The 15,525-nt window shown below is 65.9% G+C and carries 15 protein-coding genes and 1 pseudogene; 9 read left to right on the top strand and 7 right to left on the bottom strand.

The genetic code is table 11. The annotated features are described in order from the left end of the window. Positions 1-6 precede the first annotated feature (6 nt). The 4 genes and pseudogenes from QOC76_RS25085 to QOC76_RS25070 all read left to right on the top strand — a co-directional run bounded on the left by QOC76_RS25085 (position 7) and on the right by QOC76_RS25070 (position 2,429). Complete coding sequence (locus QOC76_RS25085) at positions 7-549, top strand: thermonuclease family protein (RefSeq protein ID WP_526361527.1); 543 nt, start codon at positions 7-9, stop codon at positions 547-549. 318 nt (positions 550-867) lie between these two features. After that, the gene (locus tag QOC76_RS25080) at positions 868-1,320 is read left to right on the top strand and encodes a nuclear transport factor 2 family protein (protein ID WP_526361525.1); all 453 of its coding nucleotides are present in this window, start codon (positions 868-870) and stop codon (positions 1,318-1,320) included. After that, on the top strand, positions 1,317-1,607 hold the full coding sequence (locus QOC76_RS25075; protein WP_526361523.1) for a hypothetical protein: 291 nt from the start codon (positions 1,317-1,319) through the stop codon (positions 1,605-1,607). The genes QOC76_RS25080 and QOC76_RS25075 overlap by 4 nt, the downstream gene beginning before the upstream one ends. 3 nt (positions 1,608-1,610) lie before the next feature. Next, a pseudogene (locus tag QOC76_RS25070) lies at positions 1,611-2,429 on the top strand (mycofactocin-coupled SDR family oxidoreductase). Between the two features lie 71 nt (positions 2,430-2,500). On the opposite strand, the gene QOC76_RS25065 reads toward QOC76_RS25070, so the two are convergent. Then, complete coding sequence (locus QOC76_RS25065; protein ID WP_526361521.1) at positions 2,501-2,893, bottom strand: hypothetical protein; 393 nt, start codon at positions 2,891-2,893, stop codon at positions 2,501-2,503. 432 nt (positions 2,894-3,325) lie between these two features. On the opposite strand from QOC76_RS25065, the gene QOC76_RS25060 reads away from it, so the two are divergent. After that, a complete protein-coding gene (locus QOC76_RS25060; protein WP_526361519.1) occupies positions 3,326-4,486 on the top strand; it encodes a glycoside hydrolase family 27 protein in 1,161 nt (386 codons plus the stop codon). Positions 4,487-4,493: 7 nt separating this feature from the next. Here the strand turns inward: QOC76_RS25060 and QOC76_RS25055 are convergent, their stop codons facing one another. Continuing rightward, positions 4,494-5,672 carry an MFS transporter gene (locus QOC76_RS25055; protein WP_526361517.1) on the bottom strand — a complete coding sequence of 393 codons (1,179 nt, stop codon included), beginning with the start codon at positions 5,670-5,672 and terminating at the stop codon, positions 4,494-4,496. A gap of 53 nt (positions 5,673-5,725) precedes the next feature. Between QOC76_RS25055 and QOC76_RS25050 the strand changes: the two genes are divergently transcribed. Continuing rightward, positions 5,726-6,919: an ROK family protein gene (locus QOC76_RS25050; protein ID WP_526361515.1), complete on the top strand. Its 1,194-nt coding sequence runs from the start codon at positions 5,726-5,728 to the stop codon at positions 6,917-6,919. 7 nt (positions 6,920-6,926) lie between these two features. Here QOC76_RS25050 and QOC76_RS25045 read toward each other — a convergent pair whose 3' ends face one another. The 3 genes from QOC76_RS25045 to QOC76_RS25035 are packed head-to-tail and all read right to left on the bottom strand — an operon-like array spanning position 6,927 to position 9,915. Next, positions 6,927-8,033: a galactokinase gene (locus QOC76_RS25045; RefSeq protein WP_526361514.1), complete on the bottom strand. Its 1,107-nt coding sequence runs from the start codon at positions 8,031-8,033 to the stop codon at positions 6,927-6,929. Further along, positions 8,030-9,124, bottom strand: a complete 1,095-nt coding sequence (gene galT / locus QOC76_RS25040; RefSeq protein WP_526361512.1) for a galactose-1-phosphate uridylyltransferase — start codon at positions 9,122-9,124, stop codon at positions 8,030-8,032. The genes QOC76_RS25045 and galT overlap by 4 nt, the downstream gene beginning before the upstream one ends. After that, the gene (locus QOC76_RS25035; protein ID WP_526361510.1) at positions 9,121-9,915 is read right to left on the bottom strand and encodes a DeoR/GlpR family DNA-binding transcription regulator; all 795 of its coding nucleotides are present in this window, start codon (positions 9,913-9,915) and stop codon (positions 9,121-9,123) included. Before QOC76_RS25035 ends, galT begins: the two co-directional genes overlap by 4 nt. A 132-nt stretch (positions 9,916-10,047) precedes the next feature. Between QOC76_RS25035 and QOC76_RS25030 the strand changes: the two genes are divergently transcribed. Both QOC76_RS25030 and QOC76_RS25025 read left to right on the top strand, forming a co-directional pair. Beyond that, positions 10,048-11,766 carry a sodium:solute symporter family protein gene (locus QOC76_RS25030; RefSeq protein ID WP_526361508.1) on the top strand — a complete coding sequence of 573 codons (1,719 nt, stop codon included), beginning with the start codon at positions 10,048-10,050 and terminating at the stop codon, positions 11,764-11,766. Positions 11,767-11,798: 32 nt separating this feature from the next. Then, a complete protein-coding gene (locus QOC76_RS25025; protein WP_526361506.1) occupies positions 11,799-12,092 on the top strand; it encodes a hypothetical protein in 294 nt (97 codons plus the stop codon). Positions 12,093-12,103: 11 nt separating this feature from the next. Here QOC76_RS25025 and QOC76_RS25020 read toward each other — a convergent pair whose 3' ends face one another. Further along, complete coding sequence (locus QOC76_RS25020; RefSeq protein WP_526361504.1) at positions 12,104-13,564, bottom strand: amidase; 1,461 nt, start codon at positions 13,562-13,564, stop codon at positions 12,104-12,106. A 106-nt stretch (positions 13,565-13,670) separates the two neighbouring features. Here QOC76_RS25020 and fabG point away from each other — a divergent pair, with 106 nt between their 5' ends. Further along, positions 13,671-14,447 (top strand): 3-oxoacyl-ACP reductase FabG, encoded by a 777-nt coding sequence (gene fabG, locus QOC76_RS25015; RefSeq protein WP_526361502.1) that lies wholly within the window; start codon positions 13,671-13,673, stop codon positions 14,445-14,447. Positions 14,448-14,530: 83 nt separating this feature from the next. Here fabG and QOC76_RS25010 read toward each other — a convergent pair. Further along, on the bottom strand, positions 14,531-15,525 hold a 995-nt coding region (locus QOC76_RS25010; protein ID WP_526361500.1), incomplete at its 5' end, for a peptide MFS transporter.

Genomic DNA, 15,525 nt, shown 5'->3' with positions numbered 1-15,525 from the left:
AGCACCATGACGGCGAATGTCCGCACCTGCGCGATCGCGATCGCTATCGCATTAATGGTGGCGACGATCCTGATCTCGCCGCCGAACGCCACCGCCGATCCCGTCACCGTGACGGCGACGGTGCTGAAAATCGTTGACGGAGACACCATCGACATTCGCGACGATGTGCGGGGCCGGCTTCGCGTGCGGCTCTTGGGGATTGACACACCGGAGACTAAGAAACCCGGCTATACCGTCGGCTGCTGGGGACCCGAAGCAACGAAGTTCGCGGAATCCACCATGCTCGGCCAGCGGGTGGCTCTCGTGGCCGACCCTACGCAGGACAAGACTGACCGCTACGGCCGCACACTGGCGTATCTCGTGCGGCAGGACGGCTGGGACTATTCGGTCGAAGCCGCTCGCGCCGGTGCCGCGAGATCGTATGTCTACGGCGGAGTCCCGGTCAGCCGTTATGACGCTATCGCGGGGGCCGAACAGCAAGCGCGAACTGCCCGTCGCGGATTATGGGGCACGCCGTGCAACGGCGACACAGCATCGGTCAGGCAATGAGGACAGGGAACGATTGGTGCGGATGAAATTACGCCTCGTTGCAGCAGTCGCGGGCCTGTCCACCGCAATTACCGCGATGCTAGTGCCTGCTTTGGCGACGGCTGCTTCCAACGACTGCTCTGAGAAACCTCGGATGACCTTATCGGGGAGCCCGGTCGGAAATCGTAGACACCATCGACCTGGGCCGGTCCATCGCGGGATGCGACGAGTGAACGGGCGGCAACAATTGCACCCCGCAATGAGCCAGGGTGCTGCGCCTATCCGGACGCGTGAACGCATACGTTGACATGACACATTCCGGCTGGTTGTCTACCGCCGATGAGAGACGACGCCCGCGAGATAGAAACCCTGGTGTACACCTACGCGGAACGTCTCGACGCCGGAGACCTGGACGGGGTGGCCGCGTTGTTCGCTCACGGCCGCATCTGTGGCATGGAGGACGGTCCCCCGGAGACGGTTTTCGCCGGCGTCGCCAGGGTGCGTCAGATGTATGAGATGGCGACCCGCCTCTACGAGGACGGCACGCCGAAGACCAAACACCTCACCACCAATGTGGCGCTGCACGTCGACGAGGACGCCGGAACCGCGCACGGCAGCGCGTACTACTGCGTCACCCAGGCGACGCCTGAACTGCCGTTGCAAGTGATCGTGACCGGCCGATACCGCGACACCTTCCACCGCATCGACGGCACGTGGTGGTTCGACACCCGCATCATGTACGTCGATCAGGTTGGCGACACCAGCCAACACCTGAAGTTCTCACCACCGTGACACACGCCTTCGACGCCGGCGGGCTGATGAGCGCTGCGCAATGCAAGGAGAGCCTCGACGACTGGGGCCCGTTGCCGTTCGAGCCGTTGGCAGTGCTGGCAGACAGCTACTCCGCCGCCGACCTGAACGACATCGGCGTGCACATCCTGCGTTCGAGTCTGATCCACAGCCTGCGGATGCGGTTGCGTGCCGAGGAATGGATACGTAGGCACCCCGAGATCACCGACGAGAGCATCATCGGTCAACTTCAAGGCTGCGGACGCGACGAGAACCGAAGGCGTGACTGACGAGTGAATAGTCCCGACGGCCGCGTCGCCTTGATCACCGGGGCAGCACGCGGAATGGGCCGCGCGCACGCCGTGAAGCTGGCCGGCGAGGGCGCCGATGTCATCGCCGTCGACATCTGTGCGGACTTCCCGTCCACCGACTACCCCGGCTCGACCGCCGACGACCTGGCGGAAACCGGACGACTGGTCGAGAGCCATGGCCGACGAATCCTGGTGGGACGGGTCGATGTTCGCGATGGCGAAGCCATGCGGGCTGTGGTCGCGTAGGGACTGCGTGAGTTCGGTCGCCTCGACATCGTGGTCGCGAATGCCGGCATCATCCGGGTCACCGACAGCGAAGACCGTGAGCAGACGTTCCGCGACATCGTGGACGTGAACCTCATCGGCGCGTGGAACACCGTGGACGCGGCGATCCCCGCGCTGATCGACGGCGGACGGGGCGGCTCCATCGTCCTGACCAGTTCGACACAGGGAATCAAGGCGTTGGGCACCGACCGCACGGGACCGCAGGCGTATGCGGCGTCAAAGCGGGCCCTGGTGGCCCTCATGCAAGGGTGGGCGACCGACCTCGCACGGCACTCGATCCGCGTCAACACCATTCACCCGAGTGGCGTCGCGACCGACATGATCCTCAACGACGCGACGATGGCGCTCGTCGCAGCCAACGACCCCTGGATCGTCGCCCAACAGAACGCTTTGCCCATTCCCCTTCTGCAGCCGGAAGACGTCGCGGGAGCGGTGGCGTGGCTGGTCTCCGACGCGGCCAAATTCGTCACGGGCACCTCGTGGCCACTCGACGCGGGCTTCCTGCTGCGCAATTGACCGGCTTCGGGTTACTGGCCGACGACGCACAACCCGTCACTGCCGTTGGGCTTGTCGGCCCGGACAACGGGCTAGAACGGAATGAACCGCTCCTCGTTGAGCGCTTTCCATACCTTCCGCAACGCGCTGAGGGTGGCACGCGTCAGCTGCGACGCCGTGCGCCGAAACCATAAGTGGGAAGGGCCGGCCGCTAGCTGCTCGATCAGCTCGCTGTCGGCGATGACATAGCCGTCCCTGGCGTCTATCCATAGATTCGCAAGGCACAGTTCGAGTGCGGCCATCGTGGTGGTCGGACCAGGTGCAATCGCGTCGAGCTCGGTGTAGCCGATGAAGGCGGGACACTCGGTATGGACGCTTCGCGCGACGGTCCGGACGTGAACTTCCAAGGCGGCGGCAGAGATGTGTCGTCGGTGGGGTTCGCGTCCCAGGTCGGCGATTACGGCGAAGACGGCTCTGTCCTGCACGGTATGAAGGTACTCCCGACACGCGTGTAATGTCGAGTTAACAATTGGTTTGCCCACGGCTCGCTTTCGAATTCCGTTCGGGCGCATCCACGCACCGAATTCGACTCAGGCGACCAGGGCAGACCAGCCGCCGTCGAGCGTCTGCTGCCAGCTGAGGCGACGCTTGTCCTTCGGGCGTCGTCGCCACGGGACGCACCTGCTGCAGCGAGCCGTTTCCCGACCTTGCGGCGACGCCACGGGTCAGCCAGCAAATGTGTGTGGGTCCGCCGAAGCCGGACCGCCGGCTTCGCTCGGCACAGGCGCTCAAACGTCATTGCCAGGAAGTGATGTCACGATGACGATGTGCGTCGGCTCCTGATCCTGGCCGTCTGCGCTGGTGTCATCGCCGCCGGCTGCGGAGCCCCTCCCAGTCGGGCGCCCATGCTTCCGCCGATGGGCTGGAATTCCTGGAACTCGGGGATCCCGCTGACCGAGCAGACGGTCCGCCAAACCATCGATGCGATGGTGTCGTCGGGTCTGCGCGATGCCGGCTACCGCTATGTCAACCTCGACGCCGGCTGGGCCGCGCCGACCCGTGACCACAACGGCGAGTTGCGGGCGGATCCCGATCGCTTCCCGCACGGCATCGCCGCGCTTGCCCGCTACGCCCATGACCGGAACATGTATCTGGGTATCTACCACAGCCCGTTCAACGAAGGCTGCGGCCAGGACCCGCGCATCGGTGGGGCCGGCCACGAACGCGTCGACGCGAAGACGTTCGCCGACTGGGGTGTCGACTACCTCAAATACGACTGGTGTCGCGCCGATGCGTCTCATCAGTTGCAGGTGCGCTACTTCTCGGCGATGCGAGATGCGCTGCGCGCCAGCGGCCGTCGCATCTTCTACAGTGTCAACCCGAACAGTTCGGCCGACGGGGGCGCCGGCGTTAGATACGACTGGTCGAAGATCGCCGACATGAACCGCAACTCGGTCGATCTCGTGCCCGCCTGGGGCGACGACGACCTGTGGTCAAGGGGGCTTGCCGGTGTCGTACAGGGCGCGGGTGCGTCAATCCCGCTGGCCGGCAGAAGCAGTCCCGCGCACATCAACGACCCCGACATGATGGTGATCGGTATCGGGTGGAACGACTTCGTGCGTACGCACCCGACGATGACTCTCGGGCCGACACAGCCCAATCTCAGCGACACCGAGGAGCGGACGCATTTCTCGCTCTGGGCGATGCTGGCGGCGCCGCTGCTGGCCGGCAACGACATCCGGTCGATGAGCCCGCAGACCTTGGCGATCCTCACCAACCGTGACGTCATTGCCGTCGACCAGGATCCGCTTGTCGCACAGGGACATCCGTTGGACAATGATCCACGCGTGTGGATCAAACCGCTCGCGGACGGCTCGGTCGCCGTGGCGTTGACGAACGCCGGTGCTGCTGCAGGGGACGTCGGTTCGACGGCCGCTGCGATCGGTCTACCGGACAGCGACTGTTACCGCGTGCGGAACCTGTGGGCACATAGCGAAAGCGAGAGCACCGGAAGTGTGGGTCCAGTGCAGATTCCCGCGCATGGCGTCGCCATGTTCCGGGTGAGTTTCTGCGGCTGAGTCGACCTCAGGGCTGTCGCGGAAACGCTCTGCGGCAGAGCAGGATCACGCCGAGCCCGCACGCCATCAGCAGGGCGCCCGGCCACGGTAACCACGACAGACCCACCGTGTGTAGCAGGCCGGCGCCAATGGCGGCCCCACCGGCGATTCCGATGTTGGCGGTGGAGTTGATCCACGCTCCGGCCAATTCGGGCGGCATCGCCTGTGCGCGCACCGCGCACGCCTGGTAGATCGACGGCACGCCGCCGAACGCTGCACTCCAAATCGCGGTCGCGACAACCACCGTAACCAACGTCGGCCATGTGACACCGAGAAGGAGGACTGCGCCCACTGTCCCCGCAACCACGACTACTGCGGTTCTTCTCGGATTCCGGTCGAGGCCGCGGCCGGCGTACCACAGGCCCAATAGTCCACAGGCGCCGGACGCGAGCAGGATCGGTCCGACGAACGCCGGGGTGGCTCCGCTGGCAAGCAGCAGCACGCTGATGAACGTGTAGACGGTGAACTGCCCCAGAAACACCAACGTATTCGAGGTCGCCACCGCCGCGACTTGACGGCGGCCACCGGAAAAGTGTCGGGTCGACATCGGCTCGTGGTCGACGCGCGGAAGCAATCTGGTCACGAGAATGAAGGTCAGAACCGACAGCACAGCCAGGGCCGCGAACGACGCCCGCCATCCCGCTGCCGCACCGAACGATGTCAACAACGGCACGCCGAGAACCAGGCCGGCAGATGCACCGCTGCCGGCGAGTGCGAGTGCGCGGCCGACGTGCGCGCCCGACACCAATCGCGGCGAGTAGCCGATCACCAGCGAGAAGAACAAGGCGTGCGTCACTCCACCGAGAGTCCGTCCCACAGCGACGACGGCGAATGAGGGGGCGGCGGCGACCAGCGCGCTACTCAACGCGTAGCAGGCCAAGGTCGTCAGCAGCAGAGGCTTTCTGGCGAACCGGGACGTCGCAACGGTCAACGGAACCGCAAGCGTTGCGACCATGGCCGCATAGAGGCTGACCAACAGTCCGGTGACCGAGTCGGCCACCGTGAACGTCGTGCCGATCTCCGGTAGCAAGCCGACAGGCAACATCTCGGTCGTTACGGCTACGCACGATGCGAGCGCCAGCGACAGCAGTCCCGGCAGGCTCTCCCGCAGGCCTCGTGCAGATGTCTGCTCAGCCGTCAACGTCATGTCCGTCGAATATACTCGTGGACCGAGTTTATTCAAGTGGGATACTACCGGCGATGGCACAGGATCAACGGCAAGCCGCACAGGTGCGCTGGTTGGGCGCCGCTCAGCTGGTCGATCTCGTGCGATCGGATCCGGGCGTCACCCGGGTCGCCGCTGCGCAGCGCCTCGGTATCGGCAGCGGCGGCGCCACCGAGTTGGTTGCGCGGATGCGGCAAGCCCGACTGCTCGACGAGACACCGGCCCCCGCTCAGGGCCGAGGCAGGCCGACGACCGTGTTAGGTGCACACGCGCAGGGCCCGCTGGTGCTCGCCGCCGACTTGCGCGCAACGGATTGGCGCCTCGCACTGGCGGGAATCGACGGCGTGCCCGAGGTTGTGGCCCAGGCCCGGTATGCGGGTGGACAGCTGGATCCCGCGCTCAATCAGCTCGCGGAGGAGATCGGAAAGGTCTATCGACGAAAGTCTGGGCGCCTGAGGGCAATCGCGGTGTCGGTCGCGGGAACCGTCAGCGGCGCCAAGCTCGTTCAGTTCACCTCCCGCGGTTGGCATGACGTCGACCTGTCGGTGCTGGCCGCGAAGATCCCGGACCGGGCGGGCGTTTCGCTCCTACTCGGTAACGACGCCACGTTGGCCGGGCTGGCCGAGGCGCGGTCCGGCGCCGCCCGCTCAGCCGCCACTGCCTTGTATCTGATTGTCGCCCAAGGGATCGGCGGCGTGCTGGTAGTGAATGGGGAGCCCCTCACCGGCGCATACGGCGCAGCGGGCGAGTACGGTCACATCCCCTTCGGCGACCCGAAGCTGTTATGCCCGTGCGGCGCACGCGGCTGCTGGGATCTCACGGTCGACGGTCGCGCGTTGGCCCGGCATCTCGGCGAGGCGCCCCCCGACGATCCGGTCGGCTATGTCCACGACCTGATCGGCCGCCCCAAGCGCGACGCCGCAACACGGAGGGCGTTCGAAGCCGTGGCGGCGTCGCTTGGCCGCGGTGTCAGCGCTCTGGTGAACCTTCATGACCCCGAGGTCGTCACGCTGGGCGGCGTCGCGGCGCAGCTGCGGGCTGCCGCACCGACCGTCTTCGACGATGCACTCAGGGACGGCTTGATGTCCTTCCGTAAGGGGTCTCCGCCACCGGTGCGCGACGCCGAGCATGGCGAGGACGGACCGCTGCACGGTGGCGTCGCGATGGCGCTGGACCACATCACAACCGCAGCCGGCCTTGCGGACTGGGTCGGGCGTCAGCGTGGCTGACCGTCGATCACGACTCGGGTGGAACGTCACCGGCACCTGAAGCAGCCGTTGCCCGCACCAGCGTCGGTTTGTTGAAGCCGGCCTCCCGACAGGCACCGGGGATCGCGGTCATGATGGCGTCCAGAGCGTCTTCGGGTACGAGCGCGATGACACAACCGCCGAATCCGCCGCCGGTCATCCGCGCGCCCAATGCGCCTGCGCCGACGGCGGTGTCGGCGATGAGGTCGATCTGGGGGGTGGTGATCTCGAAGTCTTGACGCATCGACGTGTGCGACGCGGTCAGGATCGATCCCGCCCGGTTCCACTCCCCTTCCTCCAGCGCGACGACGAAATCGAGCACTCGGGCATTCTCGGTGAAAATGTGGCGGGCCCGTCGCGCATCGACTTGATCTTTCACACTGTCCAACGCCGCCATCCCCCAGTCCTGCGCATCGCGCAGTGAGCCCACGCCCATGGCGGCCGCGGCCCGTTCGCACGAACGCCTCCGCGCCGCATACTCACCACCGGCGTGCCGATGCGGCGCGCGTGAGTCGATCAGCAGCAGGGCGACACCGCAGGCGTCGGGGTCGAACGGCACCTCGGTGACGTCGATGCTCTGGAAGTCCATCAGCAGGGCGCGCCGCGGTGCGCCGCACAGCGACGCCAGCTGATCCATCAGTCCCGTTGGTGCGCCGACGTATTCGTTCTCGGCCCGCTGTGCGATGCGGGCCCGTTCGGTGCGGTCCAGCCGCCCTCCGGTGGCGGCGGTCACCGCGCCCAGCACGGCGCACTCGAGAGCGGCCGACGATGCCAGGCCGGAGCCCATCGCGACGTCGCTGGTGACCGACATCCGGCCTCCGACCACGGCCTGGCCGGTTTCCCGCAACGCCCAGATCACGCCCGCGACGTAGGCGCCCCATCCGGTGACCGATCCGGGGTTCGTGTCCAATGGGATGACGATTTCGCCCGGCTCGTCGGCGCTTTTGACGCGCAACGTGTCGCCGTCGTCCGGATGCAGGGTCACCACAGTGCGTTCGGGCAGAGCGATGGGTAGTGCGAAGCCGAGGTTGTAGTCGGTGTGCTCGCCGATGAGGTTGATGCGTCCCGGTGCGGCGTAAGCGACGGTTGCGGTCACGTGGCCACCTCCCGCAGGCGTTCGGCGACACTCTCGGGCGTGACATCGCTGATGAACGCGTCCATGGCGGATTCCGAGCCGGCGAGGAACTTCAGCTTGGTCGCGCTGCGCCGCACCGACATCAGTTCGACGTGGAAATAACCCTCGCCCTGCTCGTCGTCGTTCCGGAACTGATGCAATGCCGAGATATACGGCAGCGCAGACTGATACAAGCGGTCGAAACGGCCAAGTACGTCAAGGTAGACCCTCGAGAACGCGTCGACCTCGGCGTCGTCGAGGTCGAGCAGATTACGCACGAAGCGGTTGGGGTAGATGTGCACTTCGACCGGCCATCTCGCGGCGAACGGAACAAAAGCTGTGAACAGATCGGTGCGCGCGATGACGCGGGCACCGGCGGCGACTTCGCGTTCGAGGATAGAGCTGAACAGATTGCCGCCGTGGCGATTACGGTACTCGCGCGCCTCGCGGAGCATGATCGCCGACCGCGGTGTCACATAGGGGTAGCCGTAGATCTGCCCGTGCGGATGGGTGAGCGTGACGCCGATCTCCTCCCCCCGGTTCTCGAAGCAGAAGACTTGCGCGATTCCGGACCGGTTCATCATGTCGGCGGTGCGGTGCCGCCATGCCGTGACCACAAGACGCGCCTGCTCGGGCGGCAGGCTGGCGAACGAGGCGGTGTGGTCGCTGGAGAAGCAGATGACTTCGCACCGGCCATGGCCCGGCGCCGCGGTGAACCCGTCGACATACGGATCCGGTAGCGCGAAGGGCTCTACTCCGGCACCCGACAGGCTGGGGAACCTGTTCTCGAACACCACGACGTCGTAGTCGGCGGCCGGTATCTCACTGGTCGACCCCGACGGACCTGGGCACAGTGGACACTGGTCGGGCGGTGGCTTGTAGGTGCGGTCCTGGCGCAGCGCCGCGATGATCACCCAGTGGCCGGTCTGGCTGTCGAACCTCAACTCGGACCGCTGACTTGAGCGGGCCGGCAGCGGACGACGATCAGGTACGGGGGCGGGTTCATGTCCCGGCAGGGCGAAGAACCACTCCTGGCGTCCGTCGGCGAGTGTCCACGGAATCGGGTTCGTCATTGTGCTTGTCCGGCCGCCACGATCATCAGCGCGCCGACGCGCCCCTCCAGCGTCGGCCACTCGGCGGGATCCAGCCCGTCGTCGACGACCAGTGTGTGCACCTGGTCCAGTCGGGCGAACACGTTGGTGCCAACCTCCCCGTACTTGGTGTGATCGGTGAGCACCACGAGCCTGGGCGCGATCTCGATCAGCGTGCGATTCGTCTGTGCCTCTGCGATATTCGGCGATGTCAGTCCGGCATGCACGTCGAATCCGTGCACGCCGAGAAAGGTGGCGTCCACGCGAAACGAGGCGAGGGCGGTGTCCGCGATCGGACCGACCAGCGCGTCGGACGGGGTACGCACGCCCCCCGAGAGGTAGGCGGCGGGACCGTCTTCAGCGGCACCTCCGGCACTGGCGGTCAGCACGTCGAACACGGTGATCGAGTTGGTGATGACGGCGATCGACGGACGGGCCCGTAATACCCGTGCCAGCTCGGTGGTCGTGGTGCCCGCGCCGATGGCGATCGTCATCCCGTCGCCGACGAGGCCCGCCGCGGCCTCGGCGATCGCGATCTTCTCGGCGCGCATATGCCGGGCCTTCTCCGTCGACGTCGGCTCCTCGCCTCGGTGATGCCGGGTCACCGCACCGCCATGCACCTTGCGAAGGAAGTCCTGGGAGTCCAGAACGTCGAGGTCACGGCGAACGGTCATCTCCGACACCGACAACTCGGCAGCCAGGTCGGAGACCCGCACCGCGCCGCCCGACTGCAGCGCGGTGAGGATCGCGCGGCGGCGTTCGGCGGCGAGCATGCGACCGAGATCCTTCCTGGGACGGGGACAGAAACCGAACAATTACAAACAATTCCTCACCAAAACTATCGCAAGTGAGGCCACTTTCTTGTTACTTTCTGCTTGTTTGGCCCGAATCTCAACGAAAAGGAGGTGGGGACAACGACCACCACGCTGGCGGCCGAAAGCGTGCTCCGTCTGCACGTCGGCGCACTGGATTACCTGCTGATCGCGATTTACTTCGTCTTCGTTCTCGGCATCGGTTATCTGGCTCGCAGCCAGATCTCCACCAGCCTCGACTTCTTCCTCTCCGGCCGCCGCCTACCCGCCTGGGTCACCGGGCTGGCATTCGTGTCCGCCAACCTCGGCGCCGTCGAGATCATGGGAATGTCGGCAAACGGAGCCCAGATCGGGCTGTCGACGATGCACTACTACTGGATCGGCGCCATACCCGCGATGGTGTTCCTCGGCATCGTGATGATGCCCTTCTATTACGGCTCCAAGGTGCGCAGCGTCCCGGAGTTCATGCGCAAGCGGTTCGGGCCGGGCGCACACCTGGTCAATGCCATCAGCTTCGGGGTCGCGCAGGTGCTGATCGCCGGCGTCAACCTGTTCCTGCTCGCCACCGTGATCAACGTGCTCCTTGGCTGGAACCGGTGGCTGTCGTTGATCGTGGCGGCGGTCATCGTGCTGACCTACACCGCGCTGGGCGGGCTGTCGGCCGCAATCTACAACGAGGTGTTGCAGTTCTTCGTGATCCTGGCTGCGCTGGTGCCCCTCACCATCTTCGGCCTGATCAAGGTCGGCGGGTGGAGTGGGTTGCGCGACAAGGTGATCGACGCCGTCATGGACGACGGGACGGTGACGGCCTCGGTGCACGAGCAGTTGACCAGCTGGCCGGGCCAGGCGCTGAGCGGGTTCGACAGCCCGGTGTGGTCGGTGATCGGTATCGTCTTCGGCCTCGGATTCGTGCTGTCGTTCGGCTACTGGACGACGAACTTCGTCGAGGTGCAGCGCGCCATGGCGTCCGACTCGATTTCGGCTAGTCGTCGGGCACCGATCATCGCGTCGTTCCCGAAGATGTTCATTCCGTTCGTCGTCGTGGTGCCCGGGATGATCGCCGCCGCCGCGATCGGCGACATGATCCACCTGAAATCGACTGGCTCCGGTGACATCACGTACAACGATGCAATGCTGCTGATGATTCGTGACATCCTGCCGAACGGACTCATCGGCGTCGCGGTGGCGGGGCTGATCGCATCGTTCATGGCGGGTATGGCGGCCAACATCTCGGCCTTCAACACCGTCTTCAGCTATGACATCTGGCAGCAGTACATCGTCAAGGACCGTTCTGACGGCTATTACATCGCGGTCGGGCGGATCGCGACGGTGGCCGCAACGGTGCTCGCGGTGTTCACGGCGCTCATCGCGGCAGGCTACTCGAACTTGATGGACTACCTGCAGACGCTGTTCGGCTTCTTCAACGCGCCGCTGTTCGCGACGTTCATCCTCGGCATGTTCTGGAAGCGCATGACGGCCACCGCGGGCTGGGCCGGGCTCGTCGCCGGAACACTCTCTGCGATCACGGTTTTCGTACTTTCCGAAGTCGGCGTCATCAACTTGCCTGGTCAGGGCATGCCGTTCTTGGCTGCCACCGCCGCATTCATCGTCGACATCGTCGTCAGCGTCGTCGTCAGCCTGGTCACCACGCCCAAGCCTGTCGCCGAGCTGGCCGGCTTCGTCTACTCGGAGACTCCGGTGCAGATGTTCGCCGACCCCGAGTCCGACGGCAAGGCCTGGTACATGAAGCCCGTTCCGCTCGGCGGCGTCGTGCTGGCGTTGGCCATCGTGCTCAACATTATCTTCCACTGACCCATTTTCGTTGAATCGCAACAGGAGTGAACATGACGACCCAGAGAAAAACAGTGTCCCGACTGTTCGACATTCGCAACATCATCGGTGCACTGCTCGCGATCTACGGCGTCCTGCTCACGATCGCCGGGCTGGCGCCCGGGCTGGTCGCCTCACACGACGACGCGGCCGCAGCAGGCAACAAGATCGACCTCTATGTCGGCACCGACGCCAATTGGTGGGTCGGCCTGGCTCTGCTCGCCGTGGCGGCCGTGTTCCTCGCATGGGCGGCGCTACGGCCCCTCGTCGTCGAAGTCGAATCGGATAGCGTGGCGCAGGACGGGTAGTCCGACCGAGATCAGGCTATCCACGCGGGTGGATGCGGCCCGGCCCACGGGGCCGCACTTTCGAGTTGGGCAGCGAGTTGCAGAAGGACCGTTTCGTCCGGTGCGACGAGCTGCACGCCGATCGGCAGGCCGTCGCGAGTGCTGCCCAACGGAAGTGAGATCGCGGCCCACCCAGTGACGTTCGCCAGCGAGGTCCACCCCGTGGTGGCGAACTCGACGTCGAAGAACGCACGGGTGGTGCCGCGCGGTTGGTCCAGCAGCGCGTAGGGCGGCGGGGGCGTCAGCAATGTCGGCACGAGCAGCACGTCATGGCCCGCCATGCCGGCCGCGAAGCGTCGCGTCTGGGCATGCACCGCGTCGATGGCACCGGCATATGCGGCGCCCGTAGTGGTGAAGCCCTCACGGACCATCACCCACGTGCTCGGCTCGAATTCGTCTTCCGCAGGTTCACGGCCGAGATGATTCGTCGCAAACGCGTGAAGCGCGGCGTTGCTGACGGTGTGCAGAATTGCGATCGCGTCGGCGACGGCATCGGAATCGATCGCGGGAAAGCCCGGTTCGACGAAGTGACCGATTTCGCCGAGTAGCTGTGCGGTGTTCTCGACGGCGGTAATGACGGCGGGATCGGTTGGCGGACCTGGAAAAGGCGAGGCAGTCGCCAGCAGAATGCGTTGTGGCGGGGGGTCTTTGGTGATGGCATCCACGTACGTGGTGGCCGGCGGAGCGGCGGTATAGGGGTCGCCGGGGGCGCTGCCCGCGATGACGTCGAGCAGGGCGGCGCTGTCCCGCACGGTACGGGTGAGCGCGTGTGCGTTGACCAAACCCTCCAGTGAGTGGCCGGAGTCCGGCGCGAACGAGCTCCGGCCGCGTCGCGGTTTGAGGCCGACGAGTCCGCAGCACGACGCGGGCACCCGGATCGAGCCGGTGCCGTCGCCACCCGACGCCGCGGGGACAACGCCTGCGGCTACAGCCGACGCCGATCCCCCGCTCGACCCACCCGGCGTGATCGACGGCGACCACGGATTGACCGTCGGGCCGAAGAGCGACGGCTCGGTGGTGCAGTGGTTGCCCCACTCAGGGGTATTCGTCTTACCGAACACCACCAGACCCGCCGACAGGTAACGGTCAACGATCCAAGCCGTTTCGGTCGCGACGTGAGTGCGCAGAGCGCGCGAACCCATCGCCTCCGGCGCCCCTGCGAGCGACGCGCCGAGATCCTTCAGCAGGAACGGCACCCCGGCCAGCGGACCCGATTCGGCCGCGCGCGCCCGACCTGAGCCGTCCAACTCGGCGGCCTGCTCACGCCCACGGTCGAACAGGTCGTGGATGACGGCGTTGAGGTCCCGCGCGGCCTCGAGCCGCGTGATCGCCGCGTCGAGCAGCTCAACCGCGGACAATTCACCGGCAGTGACCAGTGCCCCCTGCCCGACGGCGTCAGTGTCGGCCAGTTCGAAGGCTTGTGCGGAGTCCATTGATTGGGAATCCTCGCGCCTCACCACCGGACCGGCAACCCGGCCGCGCGATAACAGTCTCCGACTCCGACTGCGCGGCGGCCGGTGCTGCTCCACACTGAGTGCTGTGTTCACACTTGCTGGAAAGTCCGTCGTCGTCACCGGCGGCAGTAAAGGTATCGGTCGAGGTATCGCCTCGGTGTTCGCCGGAGCCGGTGCGAACGTGGCGGTGGCCGCACGGTCGGCGGCTGACCTCGATGCGGCAGTAGCGGCTCTGGACGGTCTCGGCGACGGCAAGGTGGTCGGCGTGACGACCGACGTCAGCGAACCCGCCTCATGTACGGCGATGGCCGCCGCGGTCGTCGATGCCTTCGGCGGCATCGATGTGCTGTGCGCCAATGCCGGCATTTTTCCCGAGGCGCCGCTGGCCACGATGACTCCCGAGGAGCTGGCCGAGGTGCTCGACGTCAATGTCAAGGGCACGGTGTTCGCGGTACAGGCGTGCCTGCCCGCGTTGATCGACTCGGGCCGCGGCCGCGTCATTCTGACGTCGTCAATCACGGGTCCCATCACAGGATTTCCCCGATGGTCCCACTACGGCGCGTCGAAAGCTGCGCAACTCGGTTTCATGCGCACCGCCGCGATCGAGCTCGCGCCGCATGCGATCACCGTCAACGCCATAATGCCGGGCAACATCCTCACCGAAGGCCTCGCCGACATGGGCGAGGATTATCTCGCAGGCATGGCACGGGCCATTCCTGCCGGCGCGCTGGGCAGGCCGGCTGACATCGGCTACCTCGCGGCGTTCCTTGCGACGGACGAGGCCGGGTACATCACCGGCCAGGCGATCGCGGTGGACGGCGGACAGGTGCTGCCGGAGTCACCGGACGCCGTCACGCCGTAGATCGGCGCGGCCCGGGCGAAGGACGAGCACTCCCGCATGGCAGGAAGTCGCCCATGGGTGCGATCCTGCCATGGACCCGTCCCTCAGTGCACGCCCTCCATCTCGCGGCTGATCCACGGCGCGAGGGCGAACACCGCTACACCCGCGACGATCGCGACCATGCCGATGATCCCGAAGTAGGCGAATTCACGCGAGGCGTCGTAATACTTGGCGAGCACCCCGGACATCGATGTGCCGAGACCGACCGAGAAGAAGTACAACGCCATCATTTGCGCCCGGAATGCCTCTGGCGCAAGCTTTGTCGTTACCGATAGCCCGATCGGTGACAGCAACAGCTCGGAAACGGCGAACACCGCCAACACCGCCGCGACATACAGCGCGGGAACCGCCTTGCCCTCGGTGCCCGCCATCGGAACGAACAACAGGAAGGCGGCGCCCATGCCGATCACGCCGTACGCGAACTTGCGCGGCGTCGTCGGCGCCCGGTTTCCCAGCTTCGTCCACATGATCGCGAACAGCGGCGAGAGCAGGATGATCCACACCGGCTCGATGGAGCCGATCCAGCTCGACGGCGCCGTCCACCCGAAGATCGACCAGTTCATCCGCTCGTCGGAGTACACCGCGAGGACCGTGAAGATCTGCTGGAACAGCGACCAGAACACCGCGTTGGCGATGAACAGCGGAATGAACGCCCGCACCCTGGTGCGTTCGACCGCTTCGACTTTCGAGCTGGTGAGCATGATGACGAAGTACGCAATCGACGCCACGATGATGACTCCCGTAGTGACCTGTGACAGGTTCGCCAGTTTGACAAGGCCCGTGACGAAGGCGACCACGACCACGACGACCACCACGACGGCGGCAATGACGGCCCATTTGATTCCACTGCGCGGCAACGGGTTCGGCACGCTACGACCGTGCTCGCCGAGGTTCTTGCGAAAGGCGACATACTGCGCCAGGCCGAGCGCCATCCCGACGGCTGCGGCGCCGAAGCCCCAGTGGAAGCCGATTCGCGTCTGCAGCAGGCCGGTGACCAGCGGACCGACGAACGCGCCGAGGTTGATGCCGAGATAGAACA

Origin of the sequence: Mycobacterium sp., from assembly GCF_032159565.1 — a bacterium.
In the GTDB taxonomy this organism is placed as follows: domain Bacteria; phylum Actinomycetota; class Actinomycetes; order Mycobacteriales; family Mycobacteriaceae; genus Mycobacterium.
The sequence above is the reverse complement of the archived record's forward strand: the minus strand, read 5'-3'. Positions and strand labels throughout refer to the sequence as shown.